At 43.5% G+C, this 26,173-nt stretch carries 25 protein-coding genes, 1 pseudogene and 1 riboswitch; of the genes and pseudogenes, 13 read left to right on the top strand and 13 right to left on the bottom strand.

Annotation, left to right across the window (positions count from 1 at the left end):
- Positions 1–68 precede the first annotated feature (68 nt).
- The 3 genes from yedE to BW947_RS05735 all read left to right on the top strand — a co-directional run bounded on the left by yedE (position 69) and on the right by BW947_RS05735 (position 2,194).
- Entirely contained in the window at positions 69–1,283 is a 1,215-nt protein-coding gene (yedE, locus tag BW947_RS05745) for a selenium metabolism membrane protein YedE/FdhT (RefSeq protein ID WP_076497400.1), read from the top strand.
- On the top strand, positions 1,283–1,516 hold the full coding sequence (gene yedF / locus BW947_RS05740) for a sulfurtransferase-like selenium metabolism protein YedF (protein WP_076497398.1): 234 nt from the start codon (positions 1,283–1,285) through the stop codon (positions 1,514–1,516). The genes yedE and yedF overlap by 1 nt, the downstream gene beginning before the upstream one ends.
- Before the next feature lie 246 nt (positions 1,517–1,762).
- Entirely contained in the window at positions 1,763–2,194 is a 432-nt protein-coding gene (locus BW947_RS05735) for a VOC family protein (RefSeq protein ID WP_076497396.1), read from the top strand.
- A gap of 181 nt (positions 2,195–2,375) precedes the next feature.
- Here the strand turns inward: BW947_RS05735 and BW947_RS05730 are convergent, their stop codons facing one another.
- Positions 2,376–3,005, bottom strand: a complete 630-nt coding sequence (locus BW947_RS05730; protein ID WP_076497394.1) for a DUF3157 family protein — start codon at positions 3,003–3,005, stop codon at positions 2,376–2,378.
- 244 nt (positions 3,006–3,249) lie between these two features.
- Here BW947_RS05730 and BW947_RS05725 point away from each other — a divergent pair, with 244 nt between their 5' ends.
- Together BW947_RS05725 and BW947_RS05720 are read left to right on the top strand one after the other, a co-directional pair.
- Positions 3,250–3,642 (top strand): DUF1090 domain-containing protein, encoded by a 393-nt coding sequence (locus tag BW947_RS05725; RefSeq protein ID WP_076497392.1) that lies wholly within the window; start codon positions 3,250–3,252, stop codon positions 3,640–3,642.
- Positions 3,643–4,048: 406 nt separating this feature from the next.
- Entirely contained in the window at positions 4,049–5,314 is a 1,266-nt protein-coding gene (locus BW947_RS05720) for a mechanosensitive ion channel family protein (RefSeq protein WP_076497390.1), read from the top strand.
- Here the strand turns inward: BW947_RS05720 and BW947_RS05715 are convergent.
- On the bottom strand, positions 5,311–5,934 hold the full coding sequence (locus tag BW947_RS05715; RefSeq protein WP_076497388.1) for a LysE family translocator: 624 nt from the start codon (positions 5,932–5,934) through the stop codon (positions 5,311–5,313). The genes BW947_RS05720 and BW947_RS05715 overlap by 4 nt on opposite strands.
- Positions 5,935–6,071: 137 nt before the next feature.
- On the opposite strand from BW947_RS05715, the gene BW947_RS05710 reads away from it, so the two are divergent.
- Positions 6,072–6,524 carry a YybH family protein gene (locus tag BW947_RS05710; RefSeq protein ID WP_076497387.1) on the top strand — a complete coding sequence of 151 codons (453 nt, stop codon included), beginning with the start codon at positions 6,072–6,074 and terminating at the stop codon, positions 6,522–6,524.
- A 14-nt stretch (positions 6,525–6,538) separates the two neighbouring features.
- On the opposite strand, the gene BW947_RS05705 is transcribed toward BW947_RS05710, so the two are convergent.
- Positions 6,539–7,339: an NRDE family protein gene (locus tag BW947_RS05705; protein ID WP_076497385.1), complete on the bottom strand. Its 801-nt coding sequence runs from the start codon at positions 7,337–7,339 to the stop codon at positions 6,539–6,541.
- Positions 7,340–7,400: 61 nt separating this feature from the next.
- A complete protein-coding gene (locus BW947_RS05700) occupies positions 7,401–9,008 on the bottom strand; it encodes a ZIP family metal transporter (protein WP_076497384.1) in 1,608 nt (535 codons plus the stop codon).
- A gap of 221 nt (positions 9,009–9,229) precedes the next feature.
- Here BW947_RS05700 and BW947_RS05695 point away from each other — a divergent pair, with 221 nt between their 5' ends.
- Positions 9,230–9,823 (top strand): YhgN family NAAT transporter, encoded by a 594-nt coding sequence (locus tag BW947_RS05695; RefSeq protein ID WP_076497383.1) that lies wholly within the window; start codon positions 9,230–9,232, stop codon positions 9,821–9,823.
- 333 nt (positions 9,824–10,156) lie between these two features.
- Entirely contained in the window at positions 10,157–12,715 is a 2,559-nt protein-coding gene (locus tag BW947_RS05690; protein ID WP_076497382.1) for an immune inhibitor A domain-containing protein, read from the top strand.
- A 94-nt stretch (positions 12,716–12,809) separates the two neighbouring features.
- On the opposite strand, the gene BW947_RS05685 is transcribed toward BW947_RS05690, so the two are convergent.
- Positions 12,810–13,373: a chorismate--pyruvate lyase family protein gene (locus tag BW947_RS05685; RefSeq protein WP_076497381.1), complete on the bottom strand. Its 564-nt coding sequence runs from the start codon at positions 13,371–13,373 to the stop codon at positions 12,810–12,812.
- 115 nt (positions 13,374–13,488) lie between these two features.
- Here BW947_RS05685 and BW947_RS05680 point away from each other — a divergent pair, with 115 nt between their 5' ends.
- Positions 13,489–13,920, top strand: a complete 432-nt coding sequence (locus tag BW947_RS05680) for a flagellar basal body-associated protein FliL (RefSeq protein ID WP_076497380.1) — start codon at positions 13,489–13,491, stop codon at positions 13,918–13,920.
- A gap of 72 nt (positions 13,921–13,992) precedes the next feature.
- Positions 13,993–15,084 (top strand): 23S rRNA (adenine(1618)-N(6))-methyltransferase RlmF, encoded by a 1,092-nt coding sequence (rlmF, locus tag BW947_RS05675; RefSeq protein WP_076497379.1) that lies wholly within the window; start codon positions 13,993–13,995, stop codon positions 15,082–15,084.
- Between the two features lie 66 nt (positions 15,085–15,150).
- Here rlmF and BW947_RS05670 read toward each other — a convergent pair whose 3' ends face one another.
- From BW947_RS05670 to ribB, 5 genes and pseudogenes are all read right to left on the bottom strand, one after another.
- On the bottom strand, positions 15,151–15,354 hold the full coding sequence (locus BW947_RS05670) for a DUF333 domain-containing protein (protein WP_083948138.1): 204 nt from the start codon (positions 15,352–15,354) through the stop codon (positions 15,151–15,153).
- A gap of 66 nt (positions 15,355–15,420) precedes the next feature.
- Positions 15,421–16,083: a Bax inhibitor-1 family protein gene (locus BW947_RS05665; RefSeq protein WP_076497378.1), complete on the bottom strand. Its 663-nt coding sequence runs from the start codon at positions 16,081–16,083 to the stop codon at positions 15,421–15,423.
- A gap of 83 nt (positions 16,084–16,166) precedes the next feature.
- Positions 16,167–16,944: pseudogene (gene moeB / locus BW947_RS05660) on the bottom strand (molybdopterin-synthase adenylyltransferase MoeB).
- Between the two features lie 10 nt (positions 16,945–16,954).
- Positions 16,955–18,208 carry a molybdopterin molybdotransferase MoeA gene (moeA, locus tag BW947_RS05655; RefSeq protein WP_076497377.1) on the bottom strand — a complete coding sequence of 418 codons (1,254 nt, stop codon included), beginning with the start codon at positions 18,206–18,208 and terminating at the stop codon, positions 16,955–16,957.
- A gap of 368 nt (positions 18,209–18,576) precedes the next feature.
- The gene (gene ribB / locus BW947_RS05650) at positions 18,577–19,230 is read right to left on the bottom strand and encodes a 3,4-dihydroxy-2-butanone-4-phosphate synthase (RefSeq protein WP_076497375.1); all 654 of its coding nucleotides are present in this window, start codon (positions 19,228–19,230) and stop codon (positions 18,577–18,579) included.
- Positions 19,231–19,418: 188 nt separating this feature from the next.
- Positions 19,419–19,648: riboswitch (FMN riboswitch) on the bottom strand.
- 169 nt (positions 19,649–19,817) lie between these two features.
- Here ribB and BW947_RS05645 point away from each other — a divergent pair.
- From BW947_RS05645 to BW947_RS05635, 3 genes are all read left to right on the top strand, one after another.
- Positions 19,818–21,953, top strand: a complete 2,136-nt coding sequence (locus tag BW947_RS05645; RefSeq protein ID WP_076497373.1) for a S9 family peptidase — start codon at positions 19,818–19,820, stop codon at positions 21,951–21,953.
- 11 nt (positions 21,954–21,964) lie between these two features.
- Positions 21,965–22,423 carry a GIY-YIG nuclease family protein gene (locus BW947_RS18780; RefSeq protein WP_076497371.1) on the top strand — a complete coding sequence of 153 codons (459 nt, stop codon included), beginning with the start codon at positions 21,965–21,967 and terminating at the stop codon, positions 22,421–22,423.
- Positions 22,424–23,064: 641 nt separating this feature from the next.
- Positions 23,065–23,697, top strand: coding sequence for a sce7726 family protein (locus BW947_RS05635; RefSeq protein ID WP_076497369.1), 633 nt, complete (start codon positions 23,065–23,067; stop codon positions 23,695–23,697).
- Here BW947_RS05635 and BW947_RS05630 read toward each other — a convergent pair.
- The 3 genes from BW947_RS05630 to BW947_RS05620 are packed head-to-tail and all read right to left on the bottom strand — an operon-like array spanning position 23,668 to position 25,893.
- Positions 23,668–24,741: a beta family protein gene (locus BW947_RS05630; protein WP_076497367.1), complete on the bottom strand. Its 1,074-nt coding sequence runs from the start codon at positions 24,739–24,741 to the stop codon at positions 23,668–23,670. The two genes, BW947_RS05635 and BW947_RS05630, sit on opposite strands and share 30 nt — an antisense overlap.
- Complete coding sequence (locus BW947_RS05625) at positions 24,738–25,280, bottom strand: ImmA/IrrE family metallo-endopeptidase (protein WP_076497365.1); 543 nt, start codon at positions 25,278–25,280, stop codon at positions 24,738–24,740. The genes BW947_RS05630 and BW947_RS05625 overlap by 4 nt, the downstream gene beginning before the upstream one ends.
- Positions 25,255–25,893, bottom strand: a complete 639-nt coding sequence (locus BW947_RS05620) for a hypothetical protein (protein ID WP_208606965.1) — start codon at positions 25,891–25,893, stop codon at positions 25,255–25,257. The genes BW947_RS05625 and BW947_RS05620 overlap by 26 nt, the downstream gene beginning before the upstream one ends.
- Between the last annotated feature and the right edge of the window lie 280 nt (positions 25,894–26,173).

The raw sequence follows: 26,173 nt of genomic DNA, 5'->3' as shown, positions 1-26,173 counted from the left end.
GCAGTGGCATAACGGTTATAAGCGCATTGCGCTTATTTTTTTACAGTCTCGTTCATTAGGATAATGACATGACATGGCAACAATTTAAGCAAGCCTATTTAATACGATTTTGGGCACCAATGCCTGCGGTGATCGCTGCGGGTATCCTTTCTACTTACTATTTTGGTTTAACAGGTACCTTCTGGGCCGTAACGGGGGAGTTCACTCGTTGGGGTGGGCATTTGCTGCAGTTTTTAGGCGCAAACCCTGAATCTTGGGGGTATTTTAAAGTGATCGGTTTAGAGGGTTCTCCCTTAGATCGCGTCGATGGCATGATGATTATTGGTATGTTTGGTGGTTGTATTGCCGCTGCGCTTTGGGCTAATAACGTCAAACTGCGTATGCCGCAGAGTCGTATTCGGATTGCACAGGCGCTGATTGGCGGCATTATTGCCGGTTTTGGTGCTCGCTTGGCGATGGGATGTAACTTAGCTGCTTTTTTCACCGGTATTCCTCAGTTCTCTTTGCATGCTTGGTTTTTTGCCTTAGCAACGGCAGCGGGCTCCTATTTCGGCGCAAGATTTACCTTATTGCCGATGTTCCGCATTCCGGTCACATTAAAAAAAGTCACTAAAGCCACCTCAATCAAGCAGGATGAAAATCAGGCTAGACGGCGTTTTCGTATCGGAATGTTGGTGTTTGTCGGTATTGTCGGCTGGGGTTTATTGACTATGTTCGATGCGCCAAAATTGGGTATGGCGATGCTATTTGGTGTCGGTTTTGGGCTACTTATCGAGCGAGCTCAAATCTGTTTTACCTCGGCTTTTCGCGATATGTGGATCACGGGCCGAACCCACATGGCGAAGGCGATTATTTTGGGTATGGCCGTCAGTGCTATTGGTATTTACAGCTATGTGCAATTAGGTGTGTCGCCAAAAATTATGTGGGCGGGCCCTAATGCGGTGATCGGTGGCTTACTATTTGGTTTTGGTATTGTGTTGGCGGGCGGCTGTGAAACGGGTTGGATGTACCGCGCGGTTGAGGGGCAAGTGCATTTCTGGTGGGTCGGTTTAGGTAACGTATTAGGTTCGACTTTGCTGGCTTATTATTGGGATGATATCGCCCAACCATTAGCGACTAATTGGGACAAAGTGAATCTGCTCACTAGCCTAGGTAATGAGGGCGGTTTATTAGTGACTTATGCACTGCTCGCGCTGTCTTTTGGTTCAATGTTACTGTGGGAAAAACGTTTCTTTGCCCGTAAAGCGAAGCGTGATGAACAACTGCTTGCGGAGGCCGTGTAATGACACAATATATTCCAGATTATCAACTTGATATGGTCGGCGAACCTTGTCCATATCCGGCAGTCGCGACCTTAGAGGCAATGCCTAAATTAAAAAAAGGTGAAATTTTAGAGGTCATTAGTGATTGTCCACAATCGATTAATAATATTCCTCTCGATGCTAAAAATCATGGTTATACCGTGCTAGAAATTGAGCAAAATGGCCCAACGATTCGCTATTTAATTCAGCGTTGAGGCTAACGAGTATTGAATCAAAAAAGCACAAACCGTTGAGTTTGTGCTTTTTTATTTAAGCAATTGCAGAAGGATTATTTGGCGAGCACTTTGTGCTGTGGACTTAACATTAATCTTGTAACGGCAATATTGCTGCTTGATACCAGCTGAGATGGTTATCACCTAATACAATTCTGAGAATTAAGTGCAATCCGTACAGAAATGGACGGTACACTACTATCCAATAGTTGCTGAGGCAGAGTTAGAATGAAACAAGCACTGGTGCATATTGCGTTAGTCGTAAAAGATTACGATGAGGCAATTGATTTTTATGTGAATAAATTAAAATTCGAATTAGTGGAGGATAGCTATCAAGCCGAGCAAGATAAGCGCTGGGTTGTGGTTGCACCGCCGGGTTCTAAGGGCGCAGCTATTTTGTTAGCGCGGGCTTCTAAGCCAGAGCAATTCGATTTTATTGGTAATCAGGCCGGTGGTCGGGTGTTCTTATTTTTAAATACCGATGATTTTTGGCGTGATTACCGCCGTATGGTCGCCGATGGTGTCGAGTTTGTGCGTGAGCCACAAGAGCAAGACTACGGCACAGTCGCGGTGTTTAAAGATCTCTACGGCAACTTATGGGATTTACTGCAATTGAATGATAAACACCCTATGGCGCAAAGATTGGCATATCGTGATTGAGTTATAGCCAATTGCAGTAGATTGGTACGCGGCAATAAGGCTTTAATCAGATAATGAGCTGCGAAAATATCTCACTGCTAATGTCCAAGAGTTTAGCAGCAAGATAGCCTTTTGGACCGAATGTCAGATAAGACGTCTTGCTGCTTAATAGAAAACTTAACCGCCCTTTATATCGGCTAAGTTAGCGAGAGTTGATCTCAGTGATCTTGAGGTTGATTAACTGCTTTTGCCATTGTGCTTTATCTATACCTTCGACCCAAATCACGCTGCTGTTACGCTGCTCGCCTTTGCGTAAATAGGTTTCAGGCATGCGGAATATCGCTTCCCACACTGCCAGTTTTTCAGTCTTGAGTAACGTGCCATTATCGGCAAAAAAGCTGGCTTCAACTTCCACTAATGTGACATGTTTATTACTCGTACTCGCCAGCTCAAAGCTAAGTCCGAGTTTATTCTCTTTCCATTGTGCTGTTGTAAAGCTGACTTTAATGCCGTCTTTAGCGGTTGAGCCTAATAATTCTGGCTGGGCAATGGCTGTGGCTGTTAGTGTGGTGACGGGCGCTGCAATAGCCTGACTTGCTTCGGCAGTACTCGGAAGGCTGGTAACACTGCTGGAGCTGTCAATAACGGCGTCAGTGGCTAAAACATTGGGTGCCACTTGGGTCTGCGTAAGCACATATTCCCAAGTAAAGTCGTCTTTAAGTCTGACTTGGGCACCGTTTTCGAGGGTGATATTGGCTACGTCGGCGGCCATAACCGATGATGATAGCCACAATAATGAGCTAAGTGCGCTAAGGCGTAATGAGGTTTGCATTGATTTTTGGGCTCCAGTATCTGTCTAAGTCAATATTCTGCCTTAACCTAAACAATTTAGCGCATGTTAATCACTGCCTAAGTGTTGTTTTAACTAAAAATCAGCTTTAAAGAGAAGATTCTAACGCTAACACAGATTGAACTAACAGATTGTGTCACTATATTGATAGCGCAGTGGCATGACACCATCACATAGCACAGTCACATAGCAGCATTATCAATAAAGAACGTGAGGAGATAATAGTATGCAAATGAAGTACGGAATTTATAGCTTGGTCATTGGTTTAGTTCTTAGCACAACAAGCTGGGCTGCTGATGCACCTAAAACCGGTTGCGCGGCAAAGTTAGACGCCATTAGCGCACAGCTTGCGCAGGCGAAAGCGGCGGGTAATAAGCATAGAGTTGCTGGGCTTGAAAAGGCCTATAGCGAAGTCTCTGCCCACTGTGACAACGACAGTCTATACGCTGAGCGACTAGCTAAAGTTGAGAAATTAGAAGAAAAGTTAACTGAGCGCCAAGATGAGTTGGCTGAAGCTATCGCTGAAGGTAAATCTATGGAAAAAATCACTAAGAAACGTGAGAAAGTGGCACAGGCTGAGGCGGAGCTGGCTCAAGCTCGAGCTGAGTTAGCCCATTAATCATGCGGCGTACTCGCTTAACTAACTCTATATCACCCATTCGATATGGTTGTTAAGGCTAGGCGTGAGTGTTCTCGCCTAGCCTTAACTGTTTTATGATCTGCTAAGTTTGATGACAGATGTAACTCATTACCTCTGACAGGCATATTCGATGTATTAAGTGGCGAGTATTTATGTGGCCATAAACCCAAGCTAATCAATGAATCACAGACGGTATTGTGCCTTAGTATCGGCGTAAAGATGTTCATTGGCTTTTGTGTTCGGTATGTTCAAAATGCTAATATCTATTTAAGAATAAGTAATTGTAAATAAACTGTATTTATAGTGAGTAGGTATAACTCTGAGTAACTCAATCGTTACCTTTGTATGGATTTATTGCGCTAGCGGCTAAAAATTGGAGTGAATTGTGGATCAGGAAATAAAACTCAAGATTTCGGCATGGTTAGCGAGCTTTGGAATTGATAGCCAGCCTTCGGACGGCATATCAACCAGCATTATGATTATTGCTTTTATGCTGATAGCGGGCATAGCTTATTTTATTGTTCTGCGCGTGGTTGTGCGTGCGGTCAACATGGTGATCTTACGTTCTAAAGCAACGTGGGATGATGTGTTTATGCGTTACAAAGTGCTCGAAAAGTTAGCTATGTTGGTGCCTGCAATCGTACTAAGTCTTTTAGTACCCATTGCACTCACTGAGTATCAAATTTTAAATACTTTGGTTAGCCGTTTGTTAAGCATTTGGATCGTAGTGCTGATGATCCGTGCTATTTATGCTGGTTTAGATGCGATTGATGAAATTTCAGATGTTAATTTGGTGAGTCGGCGTTTACCCGTTAAAAGCTTTGTGCAGTTAACTAAACTATTTTTATTCTTTGTTGGGATTATCGTTTCTATCTCAATCTTGGCCAATCAATCGCCGGTGTATTTCCTCAGCGGCTTAGGTGTGGCAACTGGTTTTGTGATGTTAGTGTTCCGCGACACTATTTTAGGTTTTGTGGCGGGGATTCAGTTAGCGGCTAACCGTATGGTAAGTAAAGGCGACTGGATCCAGATGGACAAATACGGCGCCGACGGTGCGGTAGAAGAAGTGTCACTGACCACGGTCAAAGTGCGCAACTGGGACAAAACTATCACTATGATCCCTGCTTATGCTCTGGTGTCGGATGCGTTTCGTAATTGGCGCGGCATGTCAGAATCGGGTGGCCGTAGAATAAAGCGTGCAATCAATATTGATATCAATAGCATTGCATTTTTAACTGAGGAAGAGCGTGAACGCCTGAGCAAGGTTCATTGTTTGAAAGAATATTTCCCTGCCAAAATTCATGAAATTCAAGAGTCTAATGCGAGAATTTCAGATCTGGATATAAAAGTGAATGGTCGTCATTTGACTAATGTCGGCACCTTCCGCGCTTATTTGCAAGAATACTTACAGCGCCATGATAAAATCCATAAAGAAATGACCCTAATGGTGCGCCAATTAGCGCCGACCACAGAGGGATTACCCATCGAGATTTATGTTTTTACCAACGATACTCGCTGGGCTTTTTATGAAGCAATACAAGCGGATATTTTTGATCATATTTTTGCAATATTACCTGAGTTTGGTCTAGTGTCATTCCAAGCCCCCACAGGTAATGACATTCGTAGCTTAAAGTCGGCTAAGGTCGATTAATCTCTCGATACTAGAATTGCGGCTAACGTTAAAAAGACACCGCCGCTGATTCTGTCAAACCAATGTAGCTTGTTACTGGTTTTTAAACTGGGAGCAAGCACGTTGGCCATGCAGGAATAGAACATCACAAAACTAAAATCGACCACTACCCAAGTGAGCGCCAAAATGGTGAGTTGTGGTAATTGCGGTACTGATAAGTCGATAAATTGTGGAAATAAAGCCGCAAAAAATAGTAAATCTTTCGGGTTACTAATACCCACCAAAAAAGCCTGCTTAGCAAGTTGTTGAGGTGTACCTTTACCTTGTAAATGGCACATTTCAATCGTTTGCCCTTGGTTCTTTGTCAGCAATAACTTGATACCTAAAAAAACTAAATATGCAGCGCCTCCCCATTTAAGTACGGTAAAACCATACTCAGAGGCGCTAATCAACGCCCCAAGACCCGCGGCAGAAGCCATCATTAATATTAAGGCTGCACTGACACTACCTAAGGCCGTAGCAAGGCTACGCATTTTGCCAAAATGTATGCCATGAGACATGGACAAAACGGCGATGGGCCCTGGAGATATTCCGATTAACATAATGGCAATAAAATAAAGTAGCCAAGTATCTGTTTGCATAAGTAACGCTCTAAATCTGTTAAATAAAAAATGAATTATATCATCTACTTTTTAGGTTTTTTGCTGACTTTAACGAGCGAGCCTGTGATGATTTCGCTATAGTATAGTTTAGCCTGATTGTGAGGGGGAACAATACTGTGTTGAAAAATGGACTGTGGAATAAAGGTATGTGGCCAAGAGTATTGGCGACATTATTGCTGTTGGTCACTTGTCATGTGAGCGCTGTACCTACGGATGAAATTACGCAAATGCTTAAAGGCCAGCAGGACGCGTGGAATCGCGGCGATCTTGATGCTTATATGCAAGGTTATTGGAAGAGCGATCGATTACGTTTTGTTTCTAATGGTAAATTTCGTTTTGGATGGGATGAAACTCTCGCCACCTATAAAAAGAATTATCCTAATAAAGAAGCTCTTGGTGAACTTAAATTCACTATAAAAGAAATCAAAATGCTGAGTAATTACGCGGCTATGGTGGTTGGTCGCTGGGATTTACGTCGCCAAAAAGATGCGCCTACAGGCGTGTTTACTCTGCTAGTTGAGAAAATAGATGATAATTGGGTGATCACTATGGATCACAGCTCAGATTAATCACGTGATAAAAATTAAGAAAGAATTAAACATTCTGGTGTTGCGGGCGGCTCGGATGGCAGGATTATATCGAAATCCTGTTGCCCGAGCTGTCGGCCTTTGCCATCGTATCTCACCTCGGTGAAATGCATTCTACCTTGGGTATCTTCAAGCAAAATACTGGTGGAGCGCGTGCCGTAGTCGGGATGCTGAATATAAATTGCTGCTAAGCGCCGTTCCCATTCAAGCCCCACGCCCGTATTGGGTAACTCATGATCTTGCGGCTGAGAATCATCTTTCATCAGTTGGATCAACGCTTGCACATCAATATCAGTAGATTGATTAATTAGGGCTTCTAGTGCTTGTTGTCCTTTGGCCATTTTGGGCCAAATATCATCAAGAGTGCCATTACATATTGCATGAAATCCATTGGCTAGTTTTACGGTGTTTTTATTTATGCTATTAAAACAAAATAAGTCCGTTCCTTGGCCAAAAATAAAATTAAATGGCTGATAATTATCGCTATGTTCAATAAGCCAATTTGGGCACACCAGTGAGCCAGAACTAAGTGTATTCGTGACTAACTCACCACGAGTACGCATCGCAGCAGAACTCTTTTGCGCCACTCGCAAATTAGTTACGCCTGCTATTTGCCCTTGCTTATTTACACCAAACCAAGTGCCGCCCGCTTGCAGATCTTTTCCTGCGAGTATGTTTTCTTCAGGTAGCCAGAAGTGTGCTGGCGCTGTGGGTCGATGATGAAACTCATCGCGGTTAGCACAGATGATTAAGGGGTACTTAGGATGGGCATTAATAGCGACAAAGAGTATGCACATAACAGGCTAAATTAATCCAAAGGTAGATTAATTTAGCCTGTCTGCACATAAATGAACAGTGTTAGTGATGTGAATGTTTATCTGTCTTTGTGTGCTCGTGTGCATGTTTGTCAGAATGTGGACTGACTGAGTTGGGCATTTCGGCATGGCTGTGAGCGTGGTTATGTGTATGACCCGCAGGCTTGCTGAGCATCAAACGACGTAAAAATTTACGTGGACCTAAGCGTAGTAGGCTGGCGGCAAATAACCCTGACAGCGCTAAGAGTGCAATTAAGTTGAGTATTTCCGGTAAAGAGATTAACGAGAACCACAAAGGTAGACGTAATGCCGCCATTAACCCTAAGGCAATAATACTCAGTAATATAGCCTTTTGTGGCCAGGTCATTAATTTCAGTTGCGCTAGGTTAAGTACGGGGGCAGCAATCAATGGCATCATCACAGCAACAGAACTCCAGCCGCTGTAAGCCAGTGCTAACGCGAGCACCGCTGCGCCTAAATTACAGAAACGCATCGGTAAAAATACCAATAATAGCACTATGACTTGTAATAATGGATTGCTTAATGGTACTGAAGGGTGACCAATCAGGTTCACGAGCACTAAGCTGAGCAAAATCCACGGTGCACTGCGATCGACCAAATGCGCAAAGCCAAAACGTAAAGATTTAGTGGGTAATGTTGTGTGTGGATCGGTAATATTGACCTTGGCATGGCTTAAGTAAGCACTCAAGATAAACACAATAAGTAGCTGAAATAGTGCCAACCAAGGACCCAGTAGCAAAGCGGTGATAACTAGCGCTTCTGGCCCCACTAAGCGTTGGAACCAGCGGCGAGCTAAACTGCTATCCTGCGGCGTTAGGCCACATTTAAAGCGCAGCGCCGCCGCAGCGTAGCTCAGCAACAGTACTGGGGCGAGTGTCAGTAACCATGTAACTAACTGTTCGGTGCTGTGATCGTGGTGAGTATGCTCGTGGCCACCAGAATCAATCATCAGTAGCATCACCAGTAGACCTATACCCAATAAACTACCAATTCCAGCTTGGTATTCGTATTTACCCTGTACGTTAGTATCGTGCTGGCCATGGGGTTGATGCAGTACAACATGTAAAATGGAGCCCGTAACAAACGCTTGTAAATAAACGGTATTATCTAAGCTTAATTGAGATAATAACTGCTCACCTGCAAAGTAACCCACAGCTGTAAGAATCATCATCGCGACCAGCACTAAACTGGCCCAGCGCGTGCCGACTTGTGGTTTAAGTAGCCACCAAATAGCCAATCCGACAGGGAGTCGATGCATAATGACCCCGAGCGCAAGTAAGATAGAACTGCCTTCTTGTTGTGCTAATACCATAGCCCCACCATCGGTGATGGTGTGTAACAATAAACCGCCGATGCCTAAGGACAGGGTGAGATTATGGGTTATTTCTGAATAGCGATGAAATAGTCGCTCACTAGCCGTTGGCCCCCAGATACCGAGCAATACAAACACAATCGCCAGCACTCCACCATGTTCTAATAGCTCAGGCAAAATATGGATCAGCACTAATCCGCCCAATGAGACGAATATAAAACCGTCGAGCGCTTTTTGTAATCCGCTTCCCGATGAGAAATAACGGTAAAAAAGTGGCCCGATTAATAGTGCGATACAGCTAGCAAGAAGATAGAGCATGGATTCCACGGGAAATTGGCTGAAAAAACGCTGTAGTATATCAGCTACAAGGCAAAGTGAGCAGAAACTTGCTGGTAATTTACTTAACGGTTGGCATTTTTTAGTCTGTTTTTAAGCGGATACTTTTATTCACTGTGGTTATTTTTATATTAATTTTCAGATCTAAGCCGCGAAAAGTTATACAATAGCGATCTATGTTGGCTTGGATGTTGATAAGTTAAATGGATATATTTTCTGCTGCAGTAATGTTGTTTCTTATTATGGATCCCCTAGGTAATTTGCCGATTTTTGCATCGATTCTTCGGCATATTGATCCTAAAAAACGTCGTAAGGTATTGATCCGCGAATTGCTCTTTGCGTTAGTTATTATGCTGTCTTTTCTTTATGCGGGCGAAGCTATCTTAAGTTTCTTAAATCTCCGTTCTGAATCGGTCAGTATTGCGGGCGGGATTATTCTGTTTTTGATCGCGATTAAAATGATTTTCCCTCAGCCTGGCGGTGTGGTTGGTTTAGCCGCGGGAGAAGAGCCCTTTATCGTGCCTATGGCGATTCCTTTGATGGCTGGCCCGTCGATTCTTGCTGCCTTGATTTTACTGGCGCATACCGATAGTTCGCGGATGGGTGATTGGACGATTGCGCTTGTTTCTGCTTGGGGCGCCAGTGCGGTAATTTTGATGTTCTATAAGCTTTTTACTCGAATACTGGGAGAGAAAGGTCTTACTGCCGTTGAGCGTTTAATGGGCATGGTATTGGTGATGATTTCGGTACAAATGTTCCTCGATGGTATTTCAAATTATATGAAAACGGCTATGTAAGCAGACCAAGTAAGCTGCCTAAAATCCCAGCGTAAAAACCGTATTCACCCAGTGAATGCGGTTTTTTTATGCCTCAGATACCGTCTAGAGTAAGGTTTATATTGAGAGTTTGCTGAATTAATGCTGACAAAATGGAAAATTCTGCTAATTAACCATTGTATCAAGTTGTTACATCGCTGTCGTGCTGCTAACGTCCACAACCCGTCTCTCAATTTGGGAGATGGATACCCTGAATAAATTGCCCCACGGGCAGAGTTATTTAAATACGAAGAGACATTCGCCTTATAAAAACACTCTCCAAGGCGGTGTTAGCAGTTACTTAAAGGATTAAAAATGCGAAGTACAAAAAACGCTATAGCGTTTGGCCTCTTGTTGGCATTGATTAGTGGCGCGAGTATGGCGGCTTCAAATCATACCCCTGCAGATGCGGGCGTGATTAACAAAGATCGAATTTTATATTGGCTTATTAAACGTGGCGAAGTGGCAACGGATGCCAGTGATAGCGTAAAGCAGGCAGCGATTGAGGCTTATATCTACCGCGCGACATTGGCTCAACCTAAAACCCCGCGCATTGAAGTTGAAGCTGAACATGCGCGCGTACAAAGAGCCCAATCATCGCACATGATGCGCTCACCAGCACAGCGCCTACAAGTTGATGCTGATGTAAAAAAAACCGTGAAAGTGTTGACCGTATTAATTGATTTCCCTAATTTAAAACATGATAACAATGGTTTAAAAGCCGATGATACCGCCATGTATTATCCCAGTTATCCACTATCGCATTATCAAAATTTACTCTTTTCTAAGACTGGATTTAACGGTCCACAGGGACAGAACCTCACATCAGGGTATCAATATTATCAAGCGGTTTCTGGGCAAACTTTTTCTTTTACAGGCGAGGTTAAGGGGTGGTATACCGCTAATCAGAATGCGGAATACTATGGCGCTAATGATCCTCAATCTGGTAGTGATGCACAGGTAAGCCAACTGGTTAAAGAGGCGGTGTCCCAGGCTGTCGCAAGTATGTCCATAGCAGAGTTAGCCAGTTATGATGTTGAAGATCCTTATGATATTAATAATAACGGTAACTATAACGAACCCGATGGCATCATCGACCACGTGATGATATTTCACTCCAGCATAGGTGAAGAAACCGGTGGCGGAGCATTAGGAACGAGCGCTATTTGGTCCCATCGCTATTTTGTCGACCAAGGCACGCAAGGTTATGCGCTACCTGGCACGGTGAAAAAAGTATTTGGTTACACCATTCAACCTATCGACGCGGCAACCGGGGTTTGTACCCACGAGTTTGGTCATGATCTCGGCCTGCCCGATGAATACGATACCAGTGATAATACGAGTAAAGATGGCTCACCAGTAGGCGCATGGTCATTGATGTCTGGTGGGAGTTGGACTGGTGACATTGCGGGTGCACAACCGAGTGGTTTTAGCCCTTATGCTCGCTCTTATCTGCAGGAAAGATATAAAGGTAAGTGGTTAAATGAGCGTGAAATTAGCTTGGATAGCATTCCTAAGTCAGGCATCAATATAACCTTGAATGAGGCGGTTAATCATCAGGCGGTAAACCAGATTTCTATTCCTCTTCCTCCTGCGCCAATTCCTTTTAAAATGCCATATCAGGGCAGTTACCAATACTATTCTGGCCAAGGCAATATGCTAAATAACAGCATGAGTTTTAATCTTGATTTACCTAAGGTAAGCACTGAAAAACTTATTCTGAGTATGCAGGCCAGTTGGAGCATCGAGACCGACTATGACTATATGCAAGTTAACGTGAATGGTGTGGCGATTGCGGGTAATCACACTTTGTCCGATAACGCGATAAATAGTGCGCGCCATATTATTACCGGTGAGTCGTCTGCCAACTCTCAGGCAGAAGGAAGCGATGCTTGGGTGGCTTTGGAATACGATTTAACCGCATTTGCTGGCAATGCAGTGACGATTGAAATCAACTATGTCACCGATGAGGCGACAACCCTGGCGGGGATAACGCTGGATAGCATCAGCATTAAACAAAATACCACTGAGTTATATAGCGATAATGCCGAAGTGGCGGATAAAGTGAAACTCAACGGTTATAGCCGTATTCAGGATTCTCGTCCAGGCGCAGCATCTCGCTATCTTATTCAGTTACGTAGTCATAATGGCGTTGATGTCGGCTTAAAATCAGTCGGTTTTGACCCCGGAGTATTGCTCTGGTTAGAAGATGTGGGTTATACCGACAACAACGTATCAGATCATGCTGGCCATAGTTTAATTGGCGTGATTGATGCCGACCAAAATATGCTTGGCGTAAGCTTGACGTCTACCGATGAACAAATCCGTGACGCTGCCTTTAGCACTGTGAAACAAAGCTTTTATTTAGGTGATAATCATCTCGATGCAGTGAGTCTATTTGATGACAGCTTAGACTACAGCGCACCGCTGCAGCCGCAATCTGGTATGGTTTTACAACCGCTCGGATTAACGATGCAGGTAGTGTCTCAGTCCCGTAATAACAGCACTGCGGTTATTCGTTTGGCGAATGCGAATGCCATTACACCATTAACGGTCAGTTTTACTAAACAAGTGACTCAATTAGCAGTGAATTTTACCAGTAATGTTGATGGTGGTATGGGGCAACTAACCTATGCATGGCGTTTTGGCGATGGCGCGACAAGCACTGCTGAGGCGCCAAACCATATTTATGCTGCGGCTGGCACTTATAACGTAGAGCTCACAGTAACTGATATGGCAAATACTCAGGTAACGAGCAATGCTACAGTCACCGTTGCAGCAGCAACTGAGAGTTCAGGCGGTGGTAGTTTAGCTTGGCTAAACCTTGCCATCCTCGGAGTATTTGCGTGGCGTCGTCAGTTTAAATGGCATTAAACTCTTATTATTACTCAATAAAAATTTAGTATTACTCAATAAAAATGCCTCTGATTAGAGGCATTTTTTATTGGCTCTCAAACCGTAAATCACATTACATCTTATTAATAGCTTGTTCGGCCGCGGGCAAAAAAAACTCACTGACGATCATTTCATGCTCACCGTGATGAAAGTAGCGGCGGCGTCCCCAAAGATCATGTTCGACAGTTTGCTGTAAACTTTCAGCTAAGTGGGCAAGGCGACTACAGGTTTCAAAGCTAGCGACTTCTATTCTACCGGGGATAAAGTTATCTTGGCTAAATAGCAATTCGCCTAAGGGGCGAGAGCCAAGGCTAAGAAAATCGCCTTGTCGTTCAGACATCAAACTTTCGGGGATCAAGGTTCTGGCAAATACCCAAGGCACAGTGTCGAGGCAGAGTAATACTTCGCGGATCCAGACTGAACCCTGTTGAGGATATTCACCATTTAATGGCGCATAGTGCCCTTCACCTAAGACTTTGACCTCAAATTGAGTGCAGCAGGTTTTGAGCTTTTGCGTTAGGCTGCCAGTGGCGAGCAACCATTCTTTTAAGGGTGAAAGGGGGAGTTTGTTGGCGCTATCGGCACAAAACCACTGAATAGATTCACCATAAGGGAAGCTTAAGCTAGTCACATTCATTAAATACTCGTTACAATATAAGCAAACGTCGGCAGTTTAGCATGTCATGGCGCGAGCAGATAGATTGGGAAGTTTCTTCCATTACCATTATTGTTTTAGGGGGCCGTAAGTCACTATGAAAAAATTACTCTCAACCTGTCTGATTTTATTCACTGGTATTTTTAGTGTTTACGCCGCCGATGAGAAAGAAGTGGCGCCTGCAGATACCGCTGCCGCGACCGCACCTGAGTACGCTTATTATGCTTTTGATCCAGAAATCGTCACCAATTACATTTCAACCCGTAAAAAACTAGGGTTTGTTAAAATCAGTATTGAACTGATGGTTAAAAGCCCCGACGACCTCATTACTATTGAGCGACATGATCCGTTATTGCGCGCCGCCATTGTTGAAGTGTTAGGCAACCAATCGGAAGACAAAGTTAAATCGCTGATAGGACGTGAAGAGATTCGCCGTGAATGCTTCGACATCGTCAATAATTTGATCACTCAAGAGGCGGGTAAGCCATTGATAGTCAACTTACTGTTTACCTCTTATTTGTACGATTAATTTACTGCCCCACTTTAAGGGCTGATGCATGTCGGCCCACTGCATTACACCCACTGCGCTACAAGAGTGACTATGTCAAAACCTGCCGTAAAACCGACTGCTTCAGCACCGCTCAAAATAGCCGCTAGCCCAATAAATACCAAAACCAACCGGGCAAAGAAGGCTGGCGCCAAGGCAAAGGTGAGTAAGGCGCCAATTAAAAACCGCGCCAGTGCCGAAATCAAAAAAACTCTACATCCGCGTAATGCCCATTTGCACGGTTATGATTTTCCGGCGCTGATAAACGCCTTGCCTAAACTAAAAACCTTTGTTCGCCCCACCGCCTATGGCGCTTTATCAATAGATTTTGCCGATCCTCAGGCGGTTAAAATGCTCAATACCGCCTTGCTTAAACACCACTATGGGATTGAATTTTGGGATATTCCTGCGGGAGCTTTATGTCCCCCCATTCCTGGTCGAGTCGATTATTTGCATTATGTAGCCGATCTCTTAGCCGAAGGCGATAAATCATGCGCGATGGATAACGTGCGGGTGTTAGATATTGGCACTGGTGCGAATGGTATTTATCCGATACTGGGTAGCCAAGTATACGGTTGGCAATTTGTCGCCACGGATATCAATGCTGATTCCCTAAACAATGTGCAACGTATTATCGAGCTTAATCCGCCATTGCAGGGGCGTTTACACTTAAGGCTACAGTCGAATGAAAAGGCTGTTTTTAAGGGTATTATTCAAACCGAAGAACGTTTTGAGTTAACACTGTGTAACCCACCCTTTCATGCCTCTATGGCAGAGGCCAATGAGGGGGCAAAACGTAAGGTGAACAATCTACAGCTTAATCGTCGTAGCGCGGTAAAGACTGCAACTACGTTAAATTTCGGTGGCCAAGCGGCAGAGCTTTGGTGCCAAGGCGGTGAACGGCAGTTCTTGGCGACGATGATCCGTGAAAGCCAAGCGTTTGCCGATCAATGCTTGTGGTTTACCAGTTTGGTGTCAAAGAAGGAAAACCTGAAACCTTGTTATCAAGCCTTGGCACAGCTAAAAGTGGATACAGTGAAGACTATCGAGATGCAACAGGGCAATAAAATTACCCGAGTTTTAGCATGGAGTTTTCAGTCGGTGGATAAGCGCAAAATCTGGCGCAGTGAACGGTTATCACATTAAGCTTTTGATTTTAAGTAAAAAAACAGGCGCTAAGCGCCTGTTTTGCCATCAAGTTAAAAATACTCTTTATTGCGGTTTTTCTGCCTTGTGATTGCGGCGAAATAACGCCCACTCTTCAATGACTTCTCCGTTGGGCAAGGTACAGATGCCATGTTCACCCTCAGCAGTCATCTTAATTGTTAAGCTGCCATTGAGGGAGGTGCAATACTCTGAAGCGGGATTGGCTATGCTCACTTTCGCAGCAGGTTGTTTGGCTTCACCACAACACACCCAATAGCAGGGTGGTCACAAACGTTAAACTGAACTTCATAAACAGCCTTTGACTCATTGTCTTGCTTACTTGCGGCCTAAAATTCGCAGGATCCGTAGAAATAAGTTGATGATATCCATATATAAAGCGGCTGCGCTATCGATAGCATTGTCTATAGTTTTGGGGATTTGATTCGCCCGTCCCCAGTCGTAACCAATATAACCGCAAAAAATAAGCACCACTATCCAATCTAAAATGCCGTGATGAGTATTAAACACAAATACTTCAATCAGTTCGACAACAATAACGAGCAACAAGGCGATAGTCAGTGCGCCCACAATTTTCTGGAAAAACGCAGGGAAAAGCGTACCTAAACACATCATGGCAATAGTCACTAAGCCGGTAATACGAATGGCCTCAGTCACTAATTCAGGATCGTATTGACTGACCACCATATTGATAATCAAACCGAAGGGTACGACCACAAAGTTATAACCAATAAAACTGACGAGTGGATTACTCGATTTTTGGAACAGATAAATCCCCAGAAAACAGCAGGCAAAATAGCCGATAAAGAACACCCACGAATTAATGCTGGCAATCGCTTCTGGGTCGATATTGGTGACCATCCAATAGTTAACGGCAAATCCCCAAATTAGCGTAAGGCCAATCACGAGGTTATAAATACCCGCACCAACGAGAGTACCGTCAGTGGTTACGCGATCAAATACACTATTTTCAGAGTCCATAGGTTTCCTTGTCATTCCTTTATGTTAACTATTCGTTCAGTCTCTACAATGTCGCGTTAAGTTAAGGTAAATAAACTTGTTTATCAAGTATTAGCATCCAGTGTACTACAGACGCTACAACGGGTTTGTTTGGGTAATTTTCATCTCGCGAAACTCCATCGTCATCGCATCGATCATCAAAATACGTCCCGCTAAGGTTTTACCCATGCCAGTGATCACTTTGATCGCTTCAATCGCTTGCAAGCAACCTACCATACCCACTACTGGTGCGAGAATGCCCGATTCGACACAACTGAGTTGTTGTTCACCAAATAAAGCGCTAAAACAATGATAACAAGGCGTTTCATTGTGGTAGTCAAATACGGTGATCATGCCTTCCATGCGAATAGCGGCGGCGGATACCAAAGGAATTTTGTGCTTAAAACAGCTGAGATTGAGCTGTTCGCGCACGCTGACATTATCGGTGCAGTCCAGTACCAAATGGTGCTCGGCAACGAGGGCATCAATCTCATGGTCATCTAACACGGCATCAATAGTATTGATTTTGATATAGGGGTTCAGCTGGCTAAGACTTTGCTTAGCCGATTCAACCTTCGGCTGACCGATATTGCCATCTTGATGCAGCACTTGGCGTTGTAGATTAGAAAGTTCAACCCGATCAAAATCCACTAAGGTCAGTTCACCAATACCTGCAACGGTTAGGTACTGGCTGGCGGCGCAGCCTAAACCGCCTGCGCCTATCATCAACACTTTTGCTGTTTTTAAGCATTCTTGACCGTCGATATCCATGGCTTTAATGGATATCTGGCGGCTGTACCGCAATAGCTCGCTGTCGCTAAGAATATCTTCTGAAACATTCATCGAGATTTTCCTAGCACAGTACGCTGTTAAAGGGTTCAACCGTTACTTGAGTGCCTACCGCGGTATCACCTTGAAATTGCTCTAATAACACCAAGCAGTTTGCTAGGCTCATTGAGGTCAACATGCCTGAACCTTGGCTACCAGTAATGGCAACTTCGAGCTCACCTTGTGCATTGCGGCTTAAAATACCGCGTTGATATTCGACGCGACCTGAGCTTTTACGTATTGGCGTACTGAGTGTGGCATTTAACATTAAGGGTGCGACAGGGGTTAAGCCCTGCATCTTTTGAAGTATTGGCCAAACAAGTTTATAAAAAGTCACCATCGATGATACGGGGTTTCCTGGTAAACCACAGAACACCGCCTTACCTATTTTTCCCATGGCGAAGGGTTTACCCGGTTTAATCGCCAATTTCCAGAAGGTGATTTGGCCTTCTTCATCGAGAACTTGCTTAGTAAAATCGGCTTCGCCGACTGAAACGCCGCCTGAGGTTAATACCATATCTGCTTGGCTGGCAGCATGGCGAAATGCCTGCCGTATCGCTTCAGGATCGTCGGCGATGACGCCTAAATCTAACCATTCGACATTGGCACGCTTGAGTAAGCCTTGGATTGAATAGCGGTTTGAATCGTAAATTTGCCCCGGAGCTAATTCACTGCCAACGGGGCGCAGTTCATCACCGGTAGAGAAAAAAGCCACTTTAAGCTGACGGTACACACGTACTTGGCTAGCGCCAATGGTCGCAAGTACGCCCAGTTCAGCGGCGCCGATTTGAATGCCCGCATTGAGCACCTTAGTGCCTTGGGTCAGTTCTTCACCGCGACAACGTACATTAGCGCCTTGTGCTTTAGGGTGACGAATATGCACAATTTCACCGTCTACTTCGGCTTCTTCTTGCATTTGCACTGTGTCATAACCAACAGGTAATGGCGCGCCCGTCATGATCCGCACACAGGTATTAGGTTTGGCTTCGCCTTGAAAACCATGACCTGCAAATGAACTGCCGATGGGTCGCAATGAGGTTTGATTCGTTTGTGTATTTAAGTCGGCAAAGCGTAGGGCGTAACCGTCCATAGACGAATTGTCAAACGGCGGCAGATCGATGCAAGCCGCTAAATCTTCGGCAAGAACGCGGCCAAGAGCATGGGGAAGTAACACTACTTCAGTGTCTGACACTGGGCTCACTTGTTCGAGCAACAGGGGAATAGCTTGATCTGGATGCATTAAGCTAGGTTGCGAACAAGGATCGGCTTTTACGGACATAGGGTCTACCTTATATGCAATGGGTCATGATGACGCGAAATGAATTTTTACCTGACCTTGGGGTGATACCCAAGTGACATCAACATACTGATGCCGAATTTTAAGGTTATTGCGTAACATTATGCCATGGTGATTAAGGATGGCTATGATCTGCATGCGAGTTTATGTGATATGCCAGCCAGTTTTTGCCCTTGCTTTGACTCAGGGCTCGATTCTAATTTTTTAGTGCGACACATTTTTCAGTAGCAAAAATGATGGAATGAACGTGTCTACGCTGCCTTTGTCGCTAAAACAAAAAGGACGTTTGCCGCAGCTAAACGTCCTTTTTTGTTAGTTAACATCCTCAAGCGAGGATGCTGTCATCTCACTTAACCTACATTCGCCAGTAACGACTTGCGATAAACCACGATATCTTCAATCGTTAACACGGGCATATTGTGCAGTGCACCAAAGGCAATAATTTCAGGTAATCGCGCCATAGTGCCATCGGGATTAGTGACTTCACACAATACGCCAGCGGGTTTTAAGCCAGCGAGTTGCACTAAATCAATAGTGCCTTCGGTGTGGCCGCGGCGGGTTAACACGCCGCCCGGTTGGGCGCGAAGTGGATACACATGGCCAGGGCGAGCGAGATCGCTTGGTTTAGCGTTGTCGCTAATTGCCGCTTTAATGGTAGTGACGCGATCAGCGGCTGAAACCCCCGTTGTTACACCAACAGTTGCTTCGATACTGACCGTAAATGCGGTGCCGTATTGGCTCGAGTTGTGCTCGACCATCGCTGGCAGTTCGAGGGCTTTGATTTTTTCATCGGGTAAACATAGGCAAACAATACCGCTACATTCACGAATGAGCATGGCCATTTGAGCGTTAGTGAGAGTCTCGGCTGCGAAAATTAAATCGCCTTCGTTTTCTCTATCTTCGTCATCGACAACTAACACACCTTGGCCTTGACGCAGGGCATTAAGACCCGCTTCAACGCGTTCGATAGCAGTACCAAAAGGAGCAAGTAAAGACTGATTCATGGCTAATATCCTTAAATAAACGACATTGGAATATCCAGAATCAGGGCGTGCAGAAATACAACGTAATCCAACCCTGTGGTTCGATTTTGTTGTAGCAATAACATTCACTTTTGAGTGACGTTATTGCAAAACATGAGGCTAACACTGCGATACACAAGCGCGTTGCACTGAGATACCACAATGTTGTCTTACATTCTCTTCCATCCGGACTCAGCACCGTCGCCATTAAAGCAAACAGTCCATTACCGTCGGCTCTGGAATCGTCAGGTTTGCACTTGGCAAAGCCTAAATCACCAGATCTGCTGACCCCGAAAATATAATTCGGGCGCTCGCGGGCTTTGATGACGTTAAGTAGAATAATTACTCACCGTTACCATTTACCGCCGGTGGGGAGTTTCACCCCGCCCTGAGAATTTGCTTTTGAGCCATTAACACTCAAAAACGCGGTTATGTTGCCCTTATTTACCCCGAATGGCAACTTCTCGCGCGCAATGTTTGCGCTAGTGCACACCTGACTACTATCATACTGAAAATGTTTAGCCTTTGAGTTATTCGAAGGTTGGTATCAACGTCACAAGGACGTATAAATGCGATCTCTGCTGCTAACTTTAGGTATTGCCATGCTGTTATCCGGTTGTTCGACCTCAAAAGGGCAAGTACCCGCCCCAATTGCTGAAAAAATTCCCCATGTGATGACTTTGCATGGCGTTACCCGCACCGATGATTACTATTGGCTGCGCGATGATGAGCGCAAAGATCCTAAGGTGATTGCCTATCTCGAAGCTGAGAATCGCTACACTGCAGCTTATTTCAAACCCTTAAAGCCGCTGCAAGACCGTTTATTTACAGAGTTAACCGAGCGTTTAGTCGCCGATGAGTCGAGCGTGCCGTACCAATGGCACCAGCATAGTTATTACAGTCGTTACCAAGAGGGCGGCGAATATCCGCTGATCAGCCGTAAGGGTAGTGATGGCGTTGAGCAAGTGATGCTTGACGTGAACGAGCGAGCTAAGGGCCATGAGTTTTATGGTTTAGGCGGCGCGAGTGTCAGCCCTGATGAAACTATGTTGGCCTTTGGCGAAGATGTATTAAGCCGCCGCGTATATAACATCTATTTCAAAGATTTAGCCTCCGGTGACATGATTGTCGATGTGCTCGAAAACACCGAAGGTCGAGTGGTATGGGCGAACGATAATAGGCATGTATTTTATATCGCTAAAGATCTTAAAACCTTACTGGGCTACCAAGTGTATCGCCACGAGTTGGGCACTAAGCAATCGAGCGATGTTTTAGTGTATGAAGAACAAGACGATTCTTTTTATATCTCGCTCGGCAAAACCTTAGATGAGTCGCAAATTGTGCTGTTCCAAGAAAACACCACAACCAGCGAAGTCTCTGTGCTTGATGCCAAGGATCCACTAGGTTTATTTAAGCCAGTATTAGCGCGGGAAGAAGGCCATGAGTACAGCGTGTCTAAGCTGGGCGATAGCTATTACATTCTTACCAACTGGCAGGCGACTAACTTCCGTTTGATGAAAGTCGCCATTAAAGATGCAGCAGACAAATCTAAGTGGCAAGAAGTGGTTGCGCACAACCCCAATGCCCGTATCGAAGACGAGTTAGTGCTCAAGGATTATCTGATTATTCAGACCCGTGAAAATGGCCTGAGCCGGATTAAAGTGATGCCGTTCAATGGTCAAAAGCCCTTTGAGCTGAGTTTTGATGAACCAGCCTATGTGATGGGTTTAGATGTTAACGCCCAGCAAGATAGCAATAAATTACGTATTTTCTACTCCAGCCTAACAACGCCAGAAGCCGTATACGAATATTCGCTGATTAATCCAGATAGACGGGATTTATTGAAGCAAGACCAAGTATTAGGTGGTTTTGATGCTAACCAATATCGTTCTGAGCGGGTGTTTATTACCGCCCGTGATGGCGTAAAGGTGCCTGTTTCTTTGGTGTATCGTAAAGATAAATTCAAGAAAGATGGCACTAACCCTCTGTATCAATACGGTTATGGATCTTACGGTTACACCGTTGAGCCTGACTTTTCTTCATCCGTTATCAGCCTGCTCGATCGCGGTTTTGTATATGCCATCGCTCATGTGCGCGGCTCAGAAATGCTCGGTCGCCCTTGGTATGACGACGGTAAACTGTTGAATAAGCAAAACACCTTCAATGATTTTATCGACGTGACGACGGCGTTAACCGCACAAGGTTATGGCGATAAAAATAAGGTTGTCGCCTCTGGTGGCAGCGCGGGTGGTTTGCTAATGGGCGCAATTGCTAACCAAGCGCCAGATAAATATTTTGCCATCGCCGCCCATGTGCCGTTTGTGGATGTGGTTACCACTATGCTCGATGAGTCGATTCCGCTAACAACTAACGAGTACGACGAGTGGGGCAACCCTAACGAAAAAACCTATTTCGATTACATGTTGAGTTACTCGCCCTACGACAATGTCACTGAGCAAGAATACCCCCATATGTTAGTGACGACAGGTTTGCATGACTCGCAAGTGCAGTATTTTGAACCCGCCAAGTGGGTTGCTAAGCTGCGCGATGTTAAAAACAAATGGTACAAGAGCGACGATAAAGTCTTGTTACTTAACGTGGATATGGAAGCCGGCCATGGTGGTAAGAGTGGTCGTTATCGCCAATACCAAGATACAGCCCAAGAATATGCGTTCTTCTTGAGTCTGTTAGGTATGGCAAAGTAGGTCATTCGTAAGTGACCGAATCAGCCGTCAGCCTAGGCAATACTGACAAAGAAGTTTTACAGCGACATGAGTCACTGGTGGCAGATACTCTTGCCCCAGTGACTAGCGTTGTGGCTACCAAAGATGGCGTGACTAAAGAAGCGCTGAATCCCGTACCATTAAATTCTGCACCTCTGAAGCCTACACCCATAAAGTCAGCATCCCTCTGGTATTTGTATCTAGTCCGCTGCGCCAATGGGCATTTATACACAGGCGTCACCACTGATGTAGCAAGGCGCTTTAGCGAGCATCAATCGGGTGGCATCAAATCTGCTAAGTATCTGCGCGGTAAAGGTCCGTTAACCTTGATGTATCAAGAGCAGGTTGGCAGTCAGGGCGATGCACTGCGCCGTGAGATAGCAGTTAAAAAACTAAGCCGTAGTCAAAAGCTGGCGTTGATTGAGTCAGGGGGCTGTGTGCTTGAACGCTAGAATTTTAGTGGCACGTTACGCAGACTGAGATTTTTCTGTCTTTCCATTTTCACATCTAGCTTTATCTTCAATGTGTTCTTCGTATTAAAGCAAAGTCAAAGTCGTGGGGCTTCACCCCACACCCGACCAAGGAGGACTGCTCGTCCTATCCTCCTTGGATGCTCCATGACGCCCCCAACGGAGTTGAAAGCCCCTTGTGCTCATTGGCAAATTTGCTATCGCTTTCGAAGGATGCGTCCCTGCACCTGCGAAAGCTAGCTTGCCATCCATGGCAAGACTCACGCAATTTACCTATTCGCCCTGCGGCAACTCCGAGGGGATGGTGTACTCCTGTTACTTTGGTGTTGTCTGCGATTTACTTAAAAAGATATACATGTCCCATCTTTCTATTTATGCTCGACGGCGGCATCCATGCCGCCAACGGTCACTTCCATGTCAGCGCTGAATCCAATTAACCACTGAGTATCCTGTTAGCCTGAACATACCCTCGTTCTGTTGTTTTATTGCAAAATTTAACAATGGGTATCTCGATAAAATCTTTTTCAAAATTACAATAAATTTATAATAAAAGAATAAATTTGCTTGTTGATTAGCTGTTGATAGGCCACAATACTGTTTAAATATACAGCTTAAATTAAACAATGACAGAATTAGAAATAAAAATTTTATTAGTAAAATATTTTCTAGAAAAGTACGATAATTTTGTGGTTAGCTCAGAGTTTCCCTTTCAGTTTGGTGAACGGCGAGCAGATTTAGCTTTATTATATTCAGGCTATTTAACAGCTTTTGAAATAAAGGGATCAAGGGATAAAGTATCTCGGTTAGGTTATCAAGTTGAAAGCTATAAAAAGTTTTTTGATTTTTGTTACGTGGTTTGTGAATCAAGTAATTTAGCAAGAGTAAGAGAAGTAACTCCAAAAGGAATAGGGATTTTGATTGCAGATGTTGATGGTATTAAACATGTCCGTTATTCTAAACTGTTTAAAAGACATGATAAGATGATGTTAATAAGCGTTCTCAGCGTGCAAAAGTTAAACACTTTAACAAAGGGTAAGCACTTAAGGTCTAAGCATGAAATTTGTGAGCATATATCAAATAATAACTCACTAGATTTAATAAGGGAAATATCAAGAAGTGATTTCAATGAAAAGTATGGAGTGGCATCAAGATTAATGAAACAAGAAACCACTCTTCATCTAAATTCTGACGATATATATACTATTACCAAAAAGGCTCCTTCTTTATTAAAGAAACGAATCAATCGACTCTCTTAATAAAATTCTACTTTTAACATAATAGTTCATACGAACAGATATCCAAAATGCAGGACTAATACCTGAAGGACTATTGGTCGCAGCAGCTTTAATTTCTTTGTCAGCCCATACACCAAGCGGTTGATATGAATCAGTATCTGAAATAGTATGTTTTGCTGCATTTACATAGCCACCGTTGTTTCTACGGTATCTTTTGTATGTGAATGACTTACCATCAAGTGATGCAATGTCGATTCTGGGAACAAAGGTACCACCTTTCATTTCAATTTGTTCAGTATTGATAGATACATAATCACCATATCTGATAGGAAATTCTTCACTAATCCCTTGATATATATCTTCTTCATTAATTTTAAAGCTACCAGCAACATCATCTCCACCAGCTTGAGCGACACTTGATGGAAAGCTAGAGCAGAGCATAACTACACCTTCAATTTTGGCCTCAAATGATTTAGTCCCTGCACATGCTTCAAGAAAAGCATCAACAACTTCATCAGTTGATTTATTTCTAACAAATTCAGCATCAAGAAGAACATAAAGCTTACAATCATCTTTTAAATTTTTGATAATTGGACTTAAATACTGTTCAACTTCATTATGGCTTAAATCATAGGGTAATCTAACCGCGAGAAATTTAGATCTTGCAGAAGCAATTGCGACAAATTCTTCAACATCTGCAAATTTACCATTATCATCCTCGTATAAGTGAACCATTGGAATAATATTTAAATCACTAAAAAGATCAAATAAAAAATATTGCCATTCCTTAAAGCCACTTTGTTCTGATAAAAGCTGCTCTATTTGTGGATTGCTATATATTTTATCTGTACTTAGATCAAGGATAAAAGGTCTGTTTTTTTGAATTTCAGCAATCTGTTTCATTCTGCGATATATATCGCCATCTGGTGCTACTTTTGTTTTTCTTGACTTTGTTAACTCGTAAATAGGTAAAATTTTTGAGAAATCATCGTCATTTATATTCTCAAAACAGCGAAGCTCGCCATCTCTAGTTTTAATTATTGGGAAATAGACAAATTCATTCATAGATTATGTCCATCATAGCCCAAGACTTTCGCTCGAATTCGTACAGCATTGGATGATACTTGGAAGTGCATTGCGACATCTTCAACTTTTGATGACACCTTTTCGATAAATGCCTCAAAGGTTTCTCTAGGCATCAAGAGTGAAGCAGCAAAAGTATTAGCCTCAGCTTCCATCCAATTAGAGTCTCCATTTCTGAAAAATGTTGTATCTTCAAAAGAGTCACTATTTGCAGCGTGCCGAATGCGGTGAGCAATTTCATGAGCAATTGTAAAACGCTGTCTATGAGGATGATGCAATGAATTAACAGTCATTATCCAATTACCGGTTTTTTTATCTTTTTTAAGCGAGCCAGACTCTTCATCTTGCATTGGTTCGTATCTAACAACAATTCCAAGGTGCCTAGCAAGTTCAGATACATTAACCGGATTCGTTTCTAAACCTTTATTCTCAGCAAGTGCTATTAAATGTTCAGGAGTTGATAGTTCTTCAAATTCTGTAGTCGTTTGAACTTTTCTATCTGATTTTCTTACGAATGCCATTACTCATTCCTTTTTTTACAAGTCGATAATCTTTGCCTTCAGCTTCTGATGCATCTAATTTAGCAACTCGTTCCGCAATCACCTTCAATTGCTGTCGTAAAGTTTGATTATCAGCCTCCAAAAAAGCTAACTGCTCAAGAGCGGCATGAACCATTTGAGCTGATTTTTCAAAAGTATCTGCGGTAGTACTATAGTCATCTTGTACCACTCGAAGTCGCAAGGCTGCTTCAGCTTGGACTTTTTGATTTAATGAGTGTTCAAATAGGTCACCACGCATATATTTTTTAGTTATTTCTTCCGCTTTTTCTTCTGACGTACTTTTAATATAAATAACTGATATTGCAGCAATCAAGCCATTGATAGCAACTAAAATTGTAATTATAGTTTGATAAAAACCAGTTTGAAATGACCATACATCTTTTATACTGATTAATGTTCCACTCTTAACTAACTCTCCAATAATATAAGAAGTAAAAGGATCATTGATATTATCAGCATTTGCTAATGTCACTGAGTTTGCATAACCAAAGTAAGCTAGCAACGAAGGAAGTGGTAAGAGAACAAGTAGCGTTATTATTAATATGCAAAAAACTAAGCTTACAACGGTGCTCACAAAAAATATCGTTCTACTAAAACTGTAATTTGTATTTATTATTGGTTCTGACATGTTTCAGTAATATTAAGTGAGGAGTTTAACGACTATACTAGATAACTATTTAATAAAAAAGAATTTATTCTTGTAGTATATGAGTCCCTAAAAGCCAAAATAGGCATTATTCGGTTATCAATGGTTGCACCAAATCCAGCATTGTTGCACCAGTGACCTTCTAAAACATGGATGTTTTAGCAGAGCCTACAAGGACGTATCCACGGCGAGTCACTGGTGTAACAGT

Origin of the sequence: Shewanella morhuae, assembly GCF_900156405.1 — a bacterium.
In the GTDB taxonomy this organism is placed as follows: domain Bacteria; phylum Pseudomonadota; class Gammaproteobacteria; order Enterobacterales; family Shewanellaceae; genus Shewanella; species Shewanella morhuae.
The sequence above is the reverse complement of the archived record's forward strand: the minus strand, read 5'-3'. Positions and strand labels throughout refer to the sequence as shown.